Source organism: Xanthomonas sp. BRIP62409 (assembly GCF_003992965.1).
In the GTDB taxonomy this organism is placed as follows: Bacteria; Pseudomonadota; Gammaproteobacteria; order Xanthomonadales; family Xanthomonadaceae; genus Xanthomonas; species Xanthomonas euroxanthea.
Genome location: NZ_QEZJ01000020.1, coordinates 389,047 through 406,342, shown reverse-complemented (window position 1 = coordinate 406,342; position 17,296 = coordinate 389,047). Strand labels below are relative to the sequence as shown.

Below are 17,296 nucleotides of genomic sequence, written 5' to 3'. Positions count from 1 at the left end.
GGCTACGGCAGCACCTCCACGGCCGGTGCCGACAGCACCTTGATCGCTGGCTACGGCAGTACCCAGACGTCCGGCGGGGAAAGTTCGCTCACTGCCGGCTATGGCAGCACGCAGACCGCACGCAAAGGCAGCGACCTGACCACCGGCTACGGCAGCACCTCCACCGCCGGTGCCGACAGCACGCTGATCGCCGGTTATGGCAGCACGCAGACCTCCGGTGGCGACAGTTCACTCACTGCCGGCTACGGCAGTACGCAAACCGCACGCAAGGGCAGTGACCTCACCGCCGGTTACGGGAGCACTTCCACTGCCGGTTCGGACAGTTCACTGATCGCCGGCTATGGCAGCACGCAGACCGCCGGCTTCAAAAGCATCCTGACCACCGGCTATGGCAGCACCCAGACCGCGCAAGAGGGCAGCATGCTCACTGCCGGCTATGGCAGTTCTTCCACCGCCGGCTCGGACAGCTCGCTGATTGCCGGCTACGGCAGCACGCAGACCGCCGGTTTCAAGAGCATCCTCACCGCCGGCTACGGCAGCACGCAGACCGCGCAGGAGCGCAGCTCGCTCACCACCGGTTACGGCAGCACATCGACGGCAGGGCATGACAGTACGCTGATTGCCGGCTATGGCAGTACGCAGACGGCCGGTTACAAGAGCATTCTCACCACCGGGTATGGCAGTACCCAGACCGCGCAGGAAAGCAGTTCGCTGATTGCCGGCTACGGCAGTTCCTCCATGGCCGGCCCGGACAGCTCGCTGATCGCCGGCTATGGCAGTACCCAGACCGCCGGTTACGACAGCTTCCTGACGGCCGGTTACGGCAGTACCCAGACCGCGCAGAGCAGCAGCTGGTTGATCACCGGTTACGGAAGCACGTCCACCGCCAGCTTCCAGAGTTCGTTGATTGCCGGCTATGGCAGCACCCAGACGGCCGGTTACGAAAGTACCTTGACCGCCGGCTACGGCAGCACCCAGACCGCGCAGGAAATCAGCTGGCTCACCACCGGCTACGGCAGCACGCAAACCGCCGGCCATGGCAGCATCCTGACCGCCGGTTACGGCAGCAATTCCACGGCAGGTTACGAAAGTACCCTGATCGCGGGCTACGGCAGCACCCAGACCGCCGGTTACGAAAGCACCCTGACCGCCGGTTATGGCAGCACGCTGACCGCGCTGGAAAACAGCTCGCTCACCGCCGGCTACGGCAGTACCGAAATCGCCGGGTTTTCCAGCACGCTGATCGCCGGTTACGGCAGCAGCCAGACCGCCGGTGGCGACAGTACCCTGACCGCCGGCTACGGCAGCACGTTGATCGCGCAGGACAACAGCTCGTTGACCGCGGGCTACGGCAGCACCGAGACCGCCGGGCAGGACAGTTCGCTGATTGCCGGCTATGGCAGCAGCTTGACCAGCGGCGTGCGCAGCTATCTGACGGCCGGCTACGGCAGCAACCAGATCGCCAGCTATGGCAGCTCGTTGATCGCAGGGCACGAAAGCACCCAGATTGCCGGCCATCGCAGCATGCTGATTGCCGGCAAGCTGAGCTCGCAGACGGCCGGTTCGCGCAGCACGCTGATCGCCGGCATGGGCAGCGTGCAGACGGCGGGCGACCGCAGCAAGCTGATCGCTGGCGCCGACAGCACCCAGATCGCCGGCGACCGCAGCAAGTTGCTGGCCGGCAGCAACAGCTTCCTCACCGCCGGGGACCGCAGCAGGCTCACCGCAGGCGACGACTGCACGCTGATGGCGGGCGACCGCAGCAAGTTGACCGCGGGAAAGAACAGCATCCTGACGGCCGGCGCCAACAGCAGATTGATCGGCAGCCTGGGCTCCACCCTGACAGGTGGCGAAGACTCGGTGCTGATCTTCCGCTGCTGGGACGGCAAGCGCTATACCAACATCATCGCCAAGACCGGAGAAGAGGGCGTCGAGGCCGACACCGCCTACCAGGTGGACGAAGACAAGAACGTGGTCGAGAAGTTCGACGATCCGTTCGATACCATCGCCACCATCGTGCTGGAACAGGGTAGCGGGCCGGCGTCCGCAGGCGACCATGCAGCGGTGACGCACTTGCCGAACTGAGCAATCCCCTCGTCCAGGCGATCGGCGTTGCCGATCCAGCACTGCGGCCAACCGCCGAAGACGCGGCGGTTGGTCCAATCAGATGAAGAAGGCGCGCCATGCGCGGCACGCTGGGCGCGACGGAAGTCCTGCGCCAAGGCGTGGGATCAAGAGCGAACACTTTGGGCAGCCCGACCCGACATCAACACGCTGCGCATTCCACAACACGCAACGAGATCGTCCATCGGCCGCGTCATCACCAAGCGTGCCAGCGCAGCGCACTGCCAGCCTGCAGCACCCCAACGCTCTAACGATTCCCCAATCCCGTCCTACGTCAGCCCGTACTCTTTGAGCTTCTTGCGCAGCGTGGCACGGTGAATGCCCAGCATCGCCGCCGCGCGGCTCTGGTTGCCTTCGCAGTGGTTGAGCACTTCCACGAACAGCGGGATCTCCATCTCGCGCAACACGATTTCGTACACATCGTCGGCGTCGCTGCCGTCCAGGTCACGCAGGTAACGGCGGACGGACTGGGCCACGTGTTCGCGCAGCGGCGACTTCGGGGCGCCACGACCGGGGTCAGGGCGAGAGGGGGCTGCGTTCAAAGGAGGGTTCCCAGTGTCACGAAGCCGGGACGCGTGGCCGGCGAGGGGGAGTGAGTCTAGCGCGTGACCTCACCGCTCGCCACGCCCGTGTGGCCATCGGCGCAGGTCGCGTCCGCTCAGCGGAAGTCGAAACTGAAGGCGGCGGTGCTCGCGGCCGGCTCGCGTACGGCAAACGCCACCTGCACCGCCTGGCCCGGCGCGAGCGTGTCCTGCGCGGCTGGTGGCTGGCCCAGATACTCCTGCGGCGCCAGCACGCGCGTGCCGATCACCCGCCCGTCGGCATCGGACAACGACAGCTGCAGCCACGGCCAGGCCTGCGCCCAGCGCGCCTCGTTGCGGAAGCTGGCCTGAACCTGCAGCACGCCCGGCACCCCGGGCAGCGGGCGCACATCGCGATGGAGCAAGGTCAGCGCGGCCGGCTCGCGCCAGGCCGGCAGCATGCAGCGCGCCACCGCGCAGGCCGCGCTGGCCAGCGGACGCCAGCGCGCATCGGCGGCCAGCTGCGCTCGGTCGGCGATGACCATCTGCAGCGCCAGCAGGCCGACCAGCCCGACCAGCAAGGCCCACTGGCGGCCGCTGGCGCGCAGCCGTGGCCGGGCCAGCCCGCGGCGTGCGAAGGCGGGCGCGGCCTGGGCCGCGAGGGGCTGGAACCGGTCAGGTGCCGTTGCGCCGGCAGGGCCTGCGGCGCTGCCGCCTGGCTCGGCGTCCATATCCGGATCGATGCCGGACGCTGGCGTGGCGTCCGGCACGGATGCAACGCCGGACGCAGCGGAGTGCGCGCGCTGCTGGTCTGCGCCGGCAATGCCGCCGGCCGCCACGCCATCCGGATGTGCGGCGGTCTGCTGTGCAGCGGGAGTGCCGGCGATCGCGGTGCGGGTGTCGCTGGCGCCGGCCGCTGAGCCTTCGGCAGGATCGCCGGGCAGCGGGCGCGCAGTTGCCGTGGTCCAGGCCGGCCGGTCCGGCGCGGTGGCGTCCGCTGCGGCCTGGCCGGCACCGCTGCCTGGCAGGGGGATGCCCACCGGCGCAGGCTCGCTGCGCGGCGCGGTCACCAGGGGCTCGAAGGGCGGCGACACGCCCGGTGCCGCCGGTGCGGCCACCGGCTCGGTTGACGGCGCCGGCGCCAGTTCGCTGGCCGGCACCGGCGGCGCGGGCAGCGGCGGTTCGGCAGCAGGCACCACCGGGGTCGGCAGCAACGATGGAGCCGCCGGCGTCGCACGCAGGAACGTGGCCAGGGGGCGGCGCGGTGGCGGAGTCTCGGACATCGGCAGGCGTGCAGCGGGAAGGGCTCTATTCAACCACGCGCACGCCAGCGGGCGAACCCGGGTGCGTCATGCGTGCGTGCGACACGCACCACAAGCGCCGAGACCGCCTCCAATCGACTGCGGGGATGCATCCACCCGGTGGCCGACCGTCGCGCCGCTGTCAGCGCCCTGTCCCGGCCAAGGGCCGCATTCCAGCAAAGTCCGCATTCCAGTCAACGTGCAAACGAAGTTGCCGGCGCCACGTCATCCGAATCCGCTCGGGTCAGCTGCCAACTCGGAGCGTGTCCACGCAGTTGCGGCCAAAGGCCGTATTCCAGCCCACAAGCGGAAGTCCCGGCGCCACATCATCCGCATCCGATTGGGCTAGCTGCCAACTCCGAGCTTGCCTTCCGAATGACGCCCGAGCAGCCTGCCCCCGATTCTCGATTCTCGATTCTCGATTCCCGATTCCCGATTCCCGACTCAACGCCTGCGCCGCGTCTTGCCCTCGGCCAGCAGCAGATCGAGCAGGCCGCTGCGCTGGCGCGGGGCCAGCGTGTCGAAGCGGTTCAGCAGCACGCGTTGCTGGTCGTCCAGGTGGCGGTACTGCGCCGGCTCCTCGGCGATCGCCGGCACTGGCGGGCCGAAGGTCCGCTCGCCTCGGCCGGTGGCCAGGTATTCGAAGGCCATGCCGCTGCGCCTGGCCAGGCCGATCAGGTTTTCCACCGAGGGCGCGGTGCCTTCGGCCATCTCCCACTGCGCCACCGCGCTGCGGGTCACGCCCAGTTCGCCGGCCAGCGCTTCCTGGGTCAGCTTGGTCAGCGCGCGGGCTTCGCGGACGCGTTCGTACAACTTGCTCACACGGCACCGTGAGTGGGAACGGGCCGGGAGATATAGCCCTAGCAGCAAACAGGGATAGTTCGTATAACTTTCATATGCCGATATGTTTGCGATACTGTCGTCACGTCAATGATGACGGGATCACAGCGAACTCAAGGAGGATGTCCATGGTCGAGCCAGCCGCTCCCGACACCGCCCGCCCCAGCACGCCGGCAACGCCGCCAGCCAGGCCGCCAGCCGCTCCGCCAACTGCCGCATGGCCGGCACATTCGCCACTGGATCCGGCGATCAACCACTTTCGTGGCGCACCGTGCTACCAGGTCTGGCGGCGCCATGACGCGTGGACCGCCGTCGCCGACGGCACGCAGTGGTCGGCCGGGCTGGCGCCACGGTGGTGGGCGCTGCGCCAGCGGCACTGGCGGCTGCTGGCGACGGGGATGGGCTTGCTGGCGCTGGCCGGCGGCGTGGCGAGCCTGGGCCTGCAGGCGTGGTCGCTCCCGGCCTGGGCGGCGTTGCTGCTGGCCGAGCTGGGCTTGCGTGTCCATGTGGCCCGGCAGGCCGGGCCGTGGCGCAGCGCGGCGCTGCAGCGCGCGGGCTGGCAGGCGGTGACCCGGCTGCGCGCCATCAGCGTGGCCGATGCAGTGACCACCGCGCAGATCCGCGCCGGCCGGCCGCCGCGCTGACGCGAGGCGGCGTCAGTGGCGGCGCACGCCGTCGATGCGCATCCAGTCTTCGTCGCGTTCGCAGCGCAGTTGCTCGAACCAGGGCGCGTAGCGTTGCAGCAGCTCCTCTTCCTGGCCGTGCAGGATGCCCGACAAGGCGATCCGCCCGCCCGGCGCCACGCGTGCGGACAAGGTGTCGGCCAGCGCATCCAGTGCCGACGCCAGGATGTTGGCAACCACCACCGGATAGGTCTGCACCGGCTCGTCCTGCGGCAGGTACACCGACAGCTGCGCCTGCAGGGCGTTGCGCTCGGCATTGTCGGCGGTGGCCAGCAGCGCCTGCGGGTCGTTGTCCACGCCCACCGCGCTGGCGGCGCCCAGCTTCAACGCGGCGACGGCGAGGATGCCCGAGCCGCAGCCGAAATCCAGCACGCTGCGGCCCTGCAGCTCGCCGCTGCCGGCCAGGCTGTCCAGCCAGCGCAGGCACAGCGCGGTGGTCTGATGCGTGCCCGAGCCGAACGCCAGGCCCGGATCCAGGCGGATCACTGCCGCGTCGGGCGCTTGCGCGGCCTCGGGCAGCGCGTGATTCCACGGCACGATGAAGGTGCGCGCGCCGAACTGCATCGGCTTGAACTGATCCATCCAGGCGCGTTCCCAGTCGCTGTCGTCGACCGTGCGGAACGCGACCTGGCTCCAGTCCAGCCCGGGATCGAACGCCTCCAGCGCGGCGAGCAGCACCAGCGCATCGCTGTCGCCGTCGAACAGCGCATTCAGCACCATCGTGTTCCACAGCGGCGTTTCGCCGACGCCGGGTTCGAGAATGGCGCGCTCGTTGCTGGTGTCGGCATTGGCGTCGAGCAGCGTCACCGCCAGCGCGCCGATATCGTCCAGCGCATTCTGGTAACGGGGCTGGGTGGCGTCGGAGCAGGGCAGGGTCAGTTCAAGAAACGGCATCGTGGCGGTCGGGCAATTCGAAAGCGTGCATCGTAGACCATTCGTGCGGGCCGACCTTCGTGCGGGCCGACCCTTGCGCAACGGTGCCTGGGCCTGGATGCGTCGAGCGCACGATCACGCCGACGCCGGACGCCGCCCCGGCGCTGCAATCTGCGGCCGCAGCGCAGTGTCGCCGGCAGCTGTAGGCGGCTGAGGCGAACGCGCCGGCAACCAAACTGCCGCCGCGCGCCACTTACATCACACACGCGCAGATCTGCCTCCCCATGCACTCCCTCTTTCGCAACCGGCACCGGCACCGGCACCGGCAGCGTCCGCTTGCGCGCCAGCGCGTGCGAATGCGGGTGCTAGACTCCGCGCCGTCGCTGCGGGGCTTTCCGCAGCAGGGTCGCCGCCGTCCATGCCGTTTGCTCGTTCCCGCCATCTGTGGCTGTTGCTGGCTCCCGTCGCGCTCGCGGCGGCGTGGTGGCATGTGCGCGTGCAACCGGACGATCTGCCCGCTGCGGCGCCGTCAGCGGCGGCAGTCACTGCCCGCGCAGGCGCGCTTGTATCGACGGCGCATGCGCCTGCCGAACGCGGCACTGCCCTGCAGCTGCCCTACCGCGATGCGGTGGACGCGCAGCCGGACCTGTACCGCTATGCACAACAATTGCAGCAGCAGGTGCGCGCCGGTGATGCGCAGGCGGGGTGGCGCCTGAGCCGCGTCTACGATTACTGCGCCCCGTATGCGTCCAGCCCGGCCGGCTATGCCGCCGACAGCGCATGGATCGCCGCCCAGCACACGCCGGGAGTGGTGGCGATGCACGCCGCGCGCACCCGCGTGGCGCAACGCTGCGCCGGCTTTGCGCCCAGCGATGGCCTGAGCCCACGGCTGGTTGCGCAGCAACGCCAGGCAGCCGCGCGTGCGGGCAACCTGGCGGCCGAGGCGGCATTGCTGGCGCTGGGCGAGCCGCTGCAGCGCGCGCCCAGCTACAGGCGCGCGCTGGTGCAGCGCGTGCTGGCCTCGCGTGATCCGGAGGCCTACCTGGCGCTGGCGCCGGCGATGGGCGCGCGCGCCAGTGGCGATGACAGCCTGGCCGGCTATGTGGCCGGCGATCAGTTCGCCGAGCTGGCCTGGCAGGTGGCCGCCTGCCGGCTGGGGCTGGACTGCAGCGCAGACAGCACCCTGGTCACCAGTTATTGCGCCAACGCGGGCATCTGCTCGCGCGACAGCGCACAGGATTTCGTGTCGTTCGTATTCGATGCCGCGGTGCCGCGGCAGGGAGCAGACAGAGTGGATGAGATGGTCGATGCCTTGGTCTCCGAGCCGGGAGCGCAGTCATGAATTACCGTCGCCTGGCGCACGGCGCCAAGTTCTGGTTCTGGGTCGCGTTGTTCGTGGCGTATTCGGCCGCGGCCGTGGGCATCGTGATGATCGACACCGCCGATCACCGCTACCAGCCGCTGTCGGTCAAGTCGACCACGGTCACCGCCGACGAGCAGCAGCGACGGCATGGCGCCAGCCAGGTGGCCGCGGTGTACCGCGCCAGCAGCGCGATGCCGTTTTCGACCTTGCCGGCCGGCTCCACGTTCCAGGTGGTATGGCCCGATGGTTCCACCGAAACCATGACCGTGGTCGACCCGGCCTCCTCCAGCGGCATCGTGCCGGTGCCGGGCAGCCAGCAGCCTGCGCCGCGGCGCTGAGCGATGCAGCGCATCGCGCTCCGATGCGCATCCGCGCGGACGACCGAAGATCTGCGCAGCGATCCGGTCGCACCCCGGATCCCGTAGGAGCGCACCTGGGCGCGACGAGGTTCCACCGATAAGGCGCGGTCGCGCCCGGGTGCGCTCCTACGCATAGGTCGGCTGGCCGCGTGCCTGGCCTGCGTGAGGTACTACCGGCGCGATGCACCGGGAAACAATGCAAAAAAAGCCCGGTTTCCCGGGCTTTTTTGTGCTCTGCCTGCTGCGATCAGGTCAGCGCGATCGACTTGTTCTTGCGCTCGGCCAGGCGCTTTTCCAGGTAGTGGATGTTCTGCCCACCGGCCTGGAAGCCCTTGTCGCGCATGATGCGCTGCTGCAGCGGGATGTTGGTCTTGATGCCGTCCACCACCATCTCGCTCAGCGCCACGCGCATGCGCGCGATCGCGGTCTCGCGATCGGGGCCGTGCACGATCAGCTTGCCGATCATCGAGTCGTAGTTCGGCGGCACCTTGTAGCCGGCATAGATGTGCGTATCCACCCGCACGCCGGGGCCGCCGGGCGGATGGAAGGCGGTGATCAGGCCCGGGTTGGGCATGAAGGTTTCCGGGTCCTCGGCATTGATACGGCACTCGATCGCATGCCCGCGCAGCACGATGTCGCTCTGCTTGATGGTCAGCTTGCGGCCGGCGGCGATGCGTAGCTGCTCGCAGACCAGGTCGATGCCGGTGATGCGCTCGGTGACCGGATGCTCCACCTGGATGCGCGTGTTCATTTCGATGAAGTAGAAGCGCCCGTTTTCGAACAGGAACTCGAAGGTGCCGGCACCGCGGTAGCCGATGCGGATGCAGGCATCCACGCAGACCTTGCCGATCTCGTTGCGCAGCTCTTCGGTGATGCCCGGCGCCGGCGCTTCTTCCACCACCTTCTGGTGGCGGCGCTGCATCGAGCAATCGCGTTCGCCCAGATGGATCGCACCACCCTGGCCGTCGGCCAGCACCTGGATCTCCACATGGCGCGGATTCTCCAGGAACTTCTCCATGTAGACCTGGTCGTTGCTGAAAGCGGCCTTGGCTTCGGACTTTGTGGTTTCGATGGCGGCCTTCAGCGCCGCCTCCGAATGCACCACGCGCATGCCGCGTCCACCGCCGCCGCCGGCGGCCTTGATGATCACCGGGTAGCCGATTTCGCGCGCCACCTTGGTGTTGGCGACGATGTCATCGCCCAGCGGGCCGCCCGAACCGGGCACGCACGGCACGCCGGCGGCCTTCATCGCGCGGATCGCCTCGACCTTGTCGCCCATCAGGCGGATGGTGTCGGCCCTGGGGCCGATGAAGATGAAGCCCGATTCCTCCACGCGCTCGGCAAAGTCGGCGTTTTCCGACAAAAAGCCGTAGCCGGGATGGATGGCCTGCGCATCGGTCACCTCGGCCGCGGCGATCAACGCCGGGATGTTGAGGTAACTGTCGCTGGAGGCGGCCGGGCCGATACACACCGACTCGTCGGCCATGGCCACGTGCTTGAGGTTGCGGTCGACCGTGGAATGCACCGCGACCGTGCGGATGCCGAGCGTGTGGCACGCGCGCAGGATGCGCAGCGCGATTTCACCTCGGTTGGCGATGACGACTTTATCGAGCATGGGATTCGGGATTCGGAATTGGGGAGTCGTACAGGGCGCTGGGTTCGCGCAAATGTCGCGATTGTTCCAGCGTGCGGATCAATGCATTGAGCCTGGCAAACGTGCGATTCAGCAGATCGGCAGTTGCCGCACCGGGCGATGCGAACTGCAGGCGTGTTGCAATCTGCAGTTGCGTGTCCAGCTCCGCCAGCGAGCCTCGCGCCATCGAGAGATAGCGCAGGTATTCGGCGGTGGAGCGCCGTGCAGCACCTTCGGCGATGTTGGACGGTACGCTGATTGCCGCACGCCGCATCTGTGCTGTCAGTCCAAAACGTTCGGAATCGGGAAAATCGTGGCTCAGGCGGTAGATCGCTTCGACAAGCGACATCGCATCGCGCCACACCGTCAGGCGCTCATGCGGTCGCTCTTGCGAATCCCGAATCACGATTCCCGAATCCCGGCGCTTCAGCCAATCACAAACAGCGGCTGATCGAATTCCACTGGCTGGCCGGTTTCGCCGAGGATGGCCACGATGGTGCCGGAGACGTCGGCTTCGATCGGGTTGAACATCTTCATCGCCTCGATGATCGCCAGCGTTTCGCCGGCCTTGACCTGCTGGCCGACGGTGACGAAGGCCGGCTTGTCCGGCGAGGGCGAGGTGTAGAAGGTGCCGACCATCGGTGCGCGCAGCACGTGGCCGTCCGGCAAGGCGGCAGCCTGCTTGGCGCCGCCGGTGGAGGCCTCGGTGGGCGACTGCATCGGCATGCTGGGCGCCGCCGCCGGGGCCTGCGCGAGCGGGGCGGGTGCGTACTGCTGCACCGGCGCGCTCATCACGGTCGTGCCCTTGGGCACGCGCGCCAGACGCACGCTTTCCTCGCCTTCCTTGATCTCGATTTCGGCGAGATTGGATTCTTCGAGCAGGTCGATCAGTTTCTTGATTTTGCGGAGATCCATACGGGCCTCATGAGGTGAATCGGTGGAGGTTGCCGGCGGCTGCCGGCGGAATGGGGTCAGGCGGCCGGCGCAGGCGCCGGCGATACGGGTGTCATGCGTCGCGCTCCAGCCGCGCGATCACCGCTTCCAGCGCCAGCCGGTAGCTGTCTGCGCCAAAGCCGCAGATCACGCCATCGGCCTTGTCGCTGAGATGGCTGTGGTGGCGGAACGGCTCGCGCGCATGCGGATTGGACAGATGGATTTCCACGAACGGCAACCCCACGCCCAGCAGCGCGTCGCGCAGCGCCACCGAGGTGTGGGTGAAGGCGGCCGGGTTGATCAGGATGTAGACGGTGCCGTCCTCGCGCGCGGCGTGGATGCGCTCCACCAGCACGTGCTCGGCATTGGACTGCAGGCAGGCCAGCGTATGCCCGGCCGCCTGCGCGCGGTCCACCAGGGCCGCATCGATCTGCGCCAGCGTGGTGCGCCCGTAGACATCCGGCTCGCGGGTACCGAGCAGGTTGAGGTTGGGGCCATGCAACAGCAGCAGGTGGGCCATGACATCCGGGAGAGCGGAAAGGCCGGAAGTCTGCGCGATGTGGCCGATGCTGTCCAGATAGGCGAAGTTAGGCTTGTTTTAAACGTTTGTTTCAAATTTGGACGTGGCAGGCAGTGGTGCTGCTGCGTGGAGCCTTGCGGGGCCGCCGTTTCGCGGCCGGCCCCTGGCGCGGCCGGTCGGTCGATCGCAGGCCGACCACGCGCTGAATTGCCGTCGGAGCGTTTGCCGCGTCCGCTCGCGCGGCAGTGGGGCTGATTGACGGCACAACGATGAGGCTTGCGTCGATCCACGCCTGGTGTCCGCCACGCTGCCGATCAACATGGCCGGCAGCGACGTCCTGCCCTTGAATACCGACATCCAGCGGTGTCAGCGCTGGCGCTGCCGTGTCATCAGCCCGCGCCGTTGCCGGATCAGGCCGCCATGCTCGCCGGCGCGACGGCCGACGTAGCCGGCCGGCCGGCTCAGCGCGCCGCGCGCAGCAACGCATCCTCGGTGATGGCACTGGTCAGCACGGTCGGCAGCACCGCCGGCGGGGCGCCGGGGCCATAGACCACGTACAGCGGCACGCCGACGGCCTGGTGCTGGTCCAGGAAGGCGCTGATCCCGGGGTCGACGTTGGTCCAGTCGCCTTTCATGTAGACCGCGTCGACGCGGCGCAGCGCGTCGCGGAAGTCGGCGCTGCTCAGCACGTTCTTTTCGTTGGCCTTGCAGGTCACGCACCAGTCCGCGGTCATGTTGACGAACACCACGCGGTTGTCGGCGCGCAGGCGGTCCAGCAGCTGCGGTGAGTACGCCACCACACCCTCGGCGGCGGTGGCCGCCGGCAGGCGCAGGCGGGTGACCCCGACCACCGGCACGATCGCCAGCACCAGCATCACCGCCGCCAGGCCCATGCCGATGCGGTGGCTTTTCCAGCGGCTGCGCTCGAAGCAGAACAGGCCCAGCGCCAGCAGGGTGGCACCGACCAGCATCAGCGCCAGCGCGTCCACGCCGCGCTGCTTGCCCAGCACCCACAGCAGCCAGATCGCGGTGAGATACATCGGGAACGCCAGCACCTGCTTGAGGGTTTCCATCCACGCGCCGGGCGTGGGCAGGCGCCGCGCCAGCGAGGGGATGAAGCCGATCAGCAGGAATGGCAGCGCCAGGCCCAGGCCCAGCGCCAGGAACACCAGCATCGCCAGCAGCGCCGGAGCGGTGAACGCATACGCCAGTGCGGTGCCCATGAACGGGGCGATGCACGGGCTGGCCACCACGCAGGCCAGCACGCCGGTGAAGAAGTCGCCCAGCGGGCCATTGCGCGACGCCAGCGACTGGCCGATGCCGCCCAGGTTGCCGCCCAGCGTGAACACGCCCGACAGGCTCAGGCCCACCGCAAACATCAGGTACGCCAGCGCCGCGACGAACCACGGCTGCTGCAGCTGGAAGCCCCAGCCGGCCGCCTGCCCGGCCGCACGCAGGCCGATCACCAGCGCGCCGATCGCCGCGAACGACACCAGCACGCCCAGCGAATACCAGATCGCATGGCTGCGCGCGTGGCTGCGGCTCTCGCCGCTGTGGGCCAGGCCCAGCACCTTCAGCGACAGGATCGGCAGCACGCAGGGCATCAGGTTCAGCACCAGCCCGCCGAGCAGGGCCAGCACCAGCATCGCCAGCAGGCCCTTGTCGGTATGCGGCGGCTGGGTGCGTTGCGGATTGTCGGCCGAGGCATCTGCGGCCGGTGCCGCAGTCGCCGCGGGCGTCGGCGCCGGCTCGGCAGGCAGTTGCCCGGCGGGCAGCGGCGAAATCATCAGCGGTGCCGCCTGCGCCTGGTTCTGCGGCGACACGGTGCCGGCGGGCAGCTCCAGCGCCACGCGGCGGGTCATCGGCGGGTAGCAGATGCCGTCGGTCTGGCAGCCCTGGAAGGTCGCCACCAGCGTCGTCCTGACCGGCTCGGCGTGCTCGCGCAGCAGCGGCAAGGTGACTTCGGCCTGGTCGAAATACACCACCACGTCGCCGAAATGCTCGTCGCGGTGCGCGCTGCCCTGCGGCCAGCGCGGCAGCCCGGGACGCACCCCGCCGGCGCCTTCCAGCGCCAACGAGGTGCGGTCGCGATAGATGTAGTAGCCGGGCGCGGGGGTGAAGCGCAGCAGCAGGCTGTTGCCGTCGCCAACGATCGCCTCGAAGCGGAAGGCCTGCTCGGCCGGCAGCGGCAGGGCATCCACGCCGGCCGCCTGGCCGGTGCTGCCGAACAGGCGCGGGCCCGCCGGTGCGCGCGGCACCAGTGCGCCCAGGTTCTCGCGCTGGGTGGTGGCGGTGGCGGTGGCGGCGGGCGCCGAGGCCGTCGAGGCCTCGGGCAAGCTCACGCGCAGTTCGCGACGTTGCGGCGGGTAGCACACGCCGGCATCGGCGCAGCCCTGGTATTGCACCTGCAGCACCGCGGTCCGCAACCCGGCATCGGCCTTGCCGGCCAGCCTGGCCTGCAGTTGCTTGCGGTAGGTCTGCACCTGGCCGAAGAACTCGTCGTGCTTGCTCTGGCCTTCCGGCAGCGCCAGCTCGCCGGCGGCAAAGCCTTGCCCGGATTTGACGCTGATGCGGTGGCGATACAGGTAGTAGCCCGGCGCGATCTTCCAGCGCAGCGCGATGCTGTCGCGGCTGTCGGCGGTGGCGCTGAGCGTGAAGGCCTGGTCCACCGGCAGCAAGTCGGCCTCGCTGACCGCGGCCTGCGCGGGCAGGGGCGCCACCAGCGCCAGCGGCGCGGCGAGCAACGGTACGGCCAGCAGTGCGCAGCGGGCGATCCAGCGGGACAGAGACTTCATGGACGTCAGGATTCCTTGCGGGTTTCGGCCCGGACCCAATCGAGATACGCCGGCAGCCCGGCGCTGGCTTGGACCGCGATCGCCTCCGGCAGTTCATACGGATGCAGCGCCCGCAGCCGCGCGATGGCGTCAGGCAGGCAGTCTTCCCAGGTCTTGATCAACAGCTGCACTTCCTGGCTGCGCTCGATCGCCCCGTTCCAGCGATACAGCGACTGCACGCCGGGCAACTGGGTGACGCAGGCGGCCAGGCGTTCGTCCAGCAGCGCGCACGCAATGCGCTCGGCGCTGGCGGCATCCGGGCAGGTGCTGAACAACAGGTGGAGGGAAGCGGCGCTCATGTGACCGCGCAGTGTAATCCCCTGTCTGCAGGGGATCGACCGCAGATTCCGGAACAGGGCGTCAACTTCGCCAGGCCTGGCGGCCTGGCGGCCGGGCGGCCTGGCGGCCGGGTGGCCGGGTGGCCGGGCGGCGATGCCCGCGCGCCGGCGGCTCGCGCATGCAGGGACGCGATGGCGATGTGCCGGATGAAGGGCACAACGTCGGACGTCGCGGGCCGGCGGCCGCGCACGTTCGCCGCGCGGGCGATGGTGTGGGTTGCCGCCGCAGGCCGACGCCCGGCCCGACGCCTTGCGCGCCGGGCCGGGCTGGATCACTCGGCCAGCTGGCAGCTGGCCGGCTTGGCCGAGGTGAACAGGCTCGACGTCGCCCATTCGGGGTGGTCCACGAACGGATTGCGGTTGCCCTGGAAGCTGAAGATCACCTGGTTGCGGGCGCGCTCGGCATCGTCCGGCGGGTCGGCCTGGTGCCAGGCCAGCAGCGTGGACAGCAGGCCCATGTAGGCCGGCGAGGCCGAGGTCTGCACGATCTTGCTGCGGTCGTCGGTGAGCTCCAGGTCCGGCTCGGACTGCCCGGTGGCTGCGTCGGTGCCACCTTCATAGCGGATCGCCATGTACATCACCGCACGCGCCATGTCGCCCTTGCGCTTGCCCCACACCTCGAAGGTGCCGCCGTTGCCGTCGGGGGTGCGCACCCAGTTGGAATTGCCCGGATAGCGCCCGCTGCCGCCGCCACTGCCGTCGTTGACCTCGGTGACCCGCTCGCCGCAGCTGCCGGTGCAGGCCGCATAGGGCTTGTTGCCGCGGTCGGCGTTGAAGGCGGTGTCGGTCAGATACAGCATGTGGGTGTCGGTGTAGGGCGCATACGGCAGGCCCTTGTCGCCGCTGGCACTGCCAAAGCCCAGCGAGTTGGGCCAGGTGTGCTCGCGGTTGTAGGTCAGCCCGCTGCCGGTGCCGGCGCGGTCGCTACCCTTGCCGTAGCTGCGGTTGCGGTAGGCGTCCAGGATCCGGCCGCTGTTGTTGGGGTCCTCGTCGGCCATTTCCAGGATGGTCCAGGTGCTGGTGCCCGAGCCGCTGTACGGATAGACCGTGTGGCCCTTGATCACGGTGTGCAGCGAGCAGCGCAACTGGCTGGCATTGGCGGTGTTGACCCGCGCGTAATAGCCGGTACCGCCGCCGCTGGCGGTGGCCACGGTGAAGGCGATGGACTGGTTGGCGGCCGGGCTCAGCCCGCTGGCATCGCGGATGCCGCTGGCGGTGATCGCCAGGGTGCAGCGCTCGCCACCCACCAGCGCGGTGTTGGTGGACAGGCTGAAGCGGGTGCCGCTGGTCGGGTAGCTCAGCGCCACCGTGCCGGAACTGGCGCAGCTGAGCGCGAAGGCGCCGCTGCCCAGCGTCACCGCCTCGCTGAAGCCCACGCTCAGGTCGCCCGCGGCAGGGAAGCCGGTCGCGCCCTGGGTCGGGGTGGTGCTGGTGATCGTCGGTGCGCCGCCGGTCTCGCCGCCACCGCCGCTGCCGTTGAAGCTCTGGCCGCGGTTGCACGCGCCGAAGGTCTGCGCCGACGAGCCGGACCAGCTGAAGTTGGCCGCGCTGCCGGTGCCGGTCAGTTGCAGCGAGCTGCCGACCGCGCTGCTGTTGCTCTCGCTGACCGGCAGGGTCTGGCTGGTCACGCCCGCGGCGGGGCCGCCACTGCCGGTGATGGCGCCTTCGTAGCTGAGGAACTGCACCAGCTGCCCGTTGGGATCGACCAGCGCCACCCCGTCGTTGGGCCCGTTCTGCACGCCGTTGCTGGCGTAGCCGACCGTGGCCACGCGCACCTGGCTGCCGCAGCTGACCAGGCTGCCGGCCGGCACCGCGGTGTTGGCGTAGACCGTCGCCGCACCCGGCGTGCTGCCGTTGTACAGATAGATGCGGTAGCCGCTCAGCGATTCGCCGGCGGTGGCCACCACCTCCACGCCTTCGCCGCTGTCGCCGGAGGCGCCCGCGTCGTCGTAATGCAGTTCGTTGATGAACACCGCCGCGTGGGCGGCAGGGGCGGTCAGCGCGAAGGCACAGGCCAGGGGAAGCGCGCAGCGCAGGGACCAGCGCAAGGGGGAAACACGGGCACGGGACGGCAACCTCATCGACAGCTCCTTGTGATCGGGGAATGCGTTGCCGACTGTAAGACGTGCGCATGACAATCGGTGGAACCTGGTTCCATTTTTAGTGCGGCTGGCCCGGTGACTCGGCTAACCCGCCCACCGCTCACCGCTCACCGCCCAGTGCCTAGTGCCTAGTGCCTAGTGCCTAGTGCCTTAGTGCCCAGTGCCCAGTGCCGCCATGCGCCGCAGCCGGTTGCGCAGTCCGGTTGCAAACCCGCCCGGTCGCAGCCACCTGGTGAACTGCCCGCCGGCTCCCTCCAGCGGCCCTGCCACCTGTGGACCGGGACTGCCCGGTGAAAAAAATTTTTGCCCCCAGCCCTTGAAAGCTGCCCACACAGCACAATCTCTGGCCCGCACCCGCTCTGTCGGGTTTTTTCCGCGCGCTGTGCTGGCAGTCGTCACATGCGAGTGCTAACATCGCCGATAATTTCCAGACCAATCAATCACTTAAGAGGGTCTTTCTCTATGAGCATCAAGCCGCTTCACGACCGCGTTGTAGTCAAGCCGATCGAAGCCGACGAAGTTTCCGCCGGCGGCATCGTGATCCCGGACTCCGCCAAGGAAAAGTCCACCAAGGGTGAAGTCGTCGCCATCGGCGCCGGCAAGCCCCTGGACAACGGCAGCCTGCGCGCGCCGGTGGTCAAGGTCGGCGACAAGGTCATCTACGGCCAGTACGCCGGCAGCAGCTACAAGTCCGAAGGCGTCGAGTACAAGGTGCTGCGCGAAGACGACATCCTGGCGGTCATCGGCTGATAGCCGTTGCCGGCGGGATTCGGGAGTGGGGATTCGGGATTGGCCACTGCGCTTGGCGCAGCTGATCCCGCATCTCCCCCGAACCCCGCTCTAGCCAATCCCCAATCCCCAATCCCAAATTC

Annotated in this window: 15 protein-coding genes and 1 pseudogene; 5 read left to right on the top strand and 11 right to left on the bottom strand. The window is 68.9% G+C overall.

From position 1 onward, the window contains the following. Positions 1-116 precede the first annotated feature (116 nt). Positions 117-278: pseudogene (locus EO170_RS21730) on the top strand (hypothetical protein); the annotation flags it as partial. 2,115 nt (positions 279-2,393) lie between these two features. Here EO170_RS21730 and fis read toward each other — a convergent pair. The 3 genes from fis to EO170_RS10925 form a co-directional block, all read right to left on the bottom strand. Further along, positions 2,394-2,666, bottom strand: coding sequence for a DNA-binding transcriptional regulator Fis (gene fis / locus EO170_RS10935; RefSeq protein ID WP_104583541.1), 273 nt, complete (start codon positions 2,664-2,666; stop codon positions 2,394-2,396). Positions 2,667-2,782: 116 nt separating this feature from the next. Then, on the bottom strand, positions 2,783-3,928 hold the full coding sequence (locus EO170_RS10930; protein WP_126944853.1) for a DUF3426 domain-containing protein: 1,146 nt from the start codon (positions 3,926-3,928) through the stop codon (positions 2,783-2,785). A 462-nt stretch (positions 3,929-4,390) separates the two neighbouring features. Next, positions 4,391-4,768 (bottom strand): helix-turn-helix transcriptional regulator, encoded by a 378-nt coding sequence (locus EO170_RS10925; RefSeq protein WP_104583543.1) that lies wholly within the window; start codon positions 4,766-4,768, stop codon positions 4,391-4,393. Between the two features lie 146 nt (positions 4,769-4,914). Between EO170_RS10925 and EO170_RS10920 the strand changes: the two genes are divergently transcribed. Continuing rightward, on the top strand, positions 4,915-5,430 hold the full coding sequence (locus EO170_RS10920) for a hypothetical protein (protein WP_206513998.1): 516 nt from the start codon (positions 4,915-4,917) through the stop codon (positions 5,428-5,430). Positions 5,431-5,442: 12 nt separating this feature from the next. Here the strand turns inward: EO170_RS10920 and prmA are convergent, their stop codons facing one another. After that, on the bottom strand, positions 5,443-6,363 hold the full coding sequence (prmA, locus tag EO170_RS10915; protein ID WP_126944847.1) for a 50S ribosomal protein L11 methyltransferase: 921 nt from the start codon (positions 6,361-6,363) through the stop codon (positions 5,443-5,445). Positions 6,364-6,760: 397 nt separating this feature from the next. Here prmA and EO170_RS10910 point away from each other — a divergent pair, with 397 nt between their 5' ends. Continuing rightward, a complete protein-coding gene (locus EO170_RS10910) occupies positions 6,761-7,684 on the top strand; it encodes a hypothetical protein (RefSeq protein ID WP_126944844.1) in 924 nt (307 codons plus the stop codon). Then, complete coding sequence (locus EO170_RS10905) at positions 7,681-8,043, top strand: hypothetical protein (protein WP_104534522.1); 363 nt, start codon at positions 7,681-7,683, stop codon at positions 8,041-8,043. Before EO170_RS10910 ends, EO170_RS10905 begins: the two co-directional genes overlap by 4 nt. Before the next feature lie 268 nt (positions 8,044-8,311). On the opposite strand, the gene accC is transcribed toward EO170_RS10905, so the two are convergent. From accC to EO170_RS10870, 7 genes are all read right to left on the bottom strand, one after another. Then, positions 8,312-9,679 (bottom strand): acetyl-CoA carboxylase biotin carboxylase subunit, encoded by a 1,368-nt coding sequence (gene accC, locus EO170_RS10900; RefSeq protein ID WP_104583546.1) that lies wholly within the window; start codon positions 9,677-9,679, stop codon positions 8,312-8,314. Beyond that, positions 9,669-10,103 carry a four helix bundle protein gene (locus tag EO170_RS10895; RefSeq protein WP_104583547.1) on the bottom strand — a complete coding sequence of 145 codons (435 nt, stop codon included), beginning with the start codon at positions 10,101-10,103 and terminating at the stop codon, positions 9,669-9,671. Before EO170_RS10895 ends, accC begins: the two co-directional genes overlap by 11 nt. Before the next feature lie 20 nt (positions 10,104-10,123). Next, positions 10,124-10,612 carry an acetyl-CoA carboxylase biotin carboxyl carrier protein gene (gene accB, locus EO170_RS10890; RefSeq protein WP_104649183.1) on the bottom strand — a complete coding sequence of 163 codons (489 nt, stop codon included), beginning with the start codon at positions 10,610-10,612 and terminating at the stop codon, positions 10,124-10,126. A gap of 91 nt (positions 10,613-10,703) precedes the next feature. Further along, positions 10,704-11,150, bottom strand: a complete 447-nt coding sequence (gene aroQ, locus EO170_RS10885) for a type II 3-dehydroquinate dehydratase (protein WP_104583549.1) — start codon at positions 11,148-11,150, stop codon at positions 10,704-10,706. Positions 11,151-11,611: 461 nt separating this feature from the next. Next, a complete protein-coding gene (locus EO170_RS10880) occupies positions 11,612-13,945 on the bottom strand; it encodes a protein-disulfide reductase DsbD (RefSeq protein WP_126944841.1) in 2,334 nt (777 codons plus the stop codon). Between the two features lie 5 nt (positions 13,946-13,950). Then, complete coding sequence (gene cutA / locus EO170_RS10875) at positions 13,951-14,283, bottom strand: divalent-cation tolerance protein CutA (RefSeq protein ID WP_126944839.1); 333 nt, start codon at positions 14,281-14,283, stop codon at positions 13,951-13,953. Positions 14,284-14,594: 311 nt separating this feature from the next. Beyond that, positions 14,595-16,403, bottom strand: coding sequence for an endonuclease (locus tag EO170_RS10870; RefSeq protein WP_126944836.1), 1,809 nt, complete (start codon positions 16,401-16,403; stop codon positions 14,595-14,597). Between the two features lie 483 nt (positions 16,404-16,886). Here EO170_RS10870 and EO170_RS10865 point away from each other — a divergent pair, with 483 nt between their 5' ends. Beyond that, complete coding sequence (locus tag EO170_RS10865; protein ID WP_003483210.1) at positions 16,887-17,174, top strand: co-chaperone GroES; 288 nt, start codon at positions 16,887-16,889, stop codon at positions 17,172-17,174. Positions 17,175-17,296: the final 122 nt, after the last annotated feature.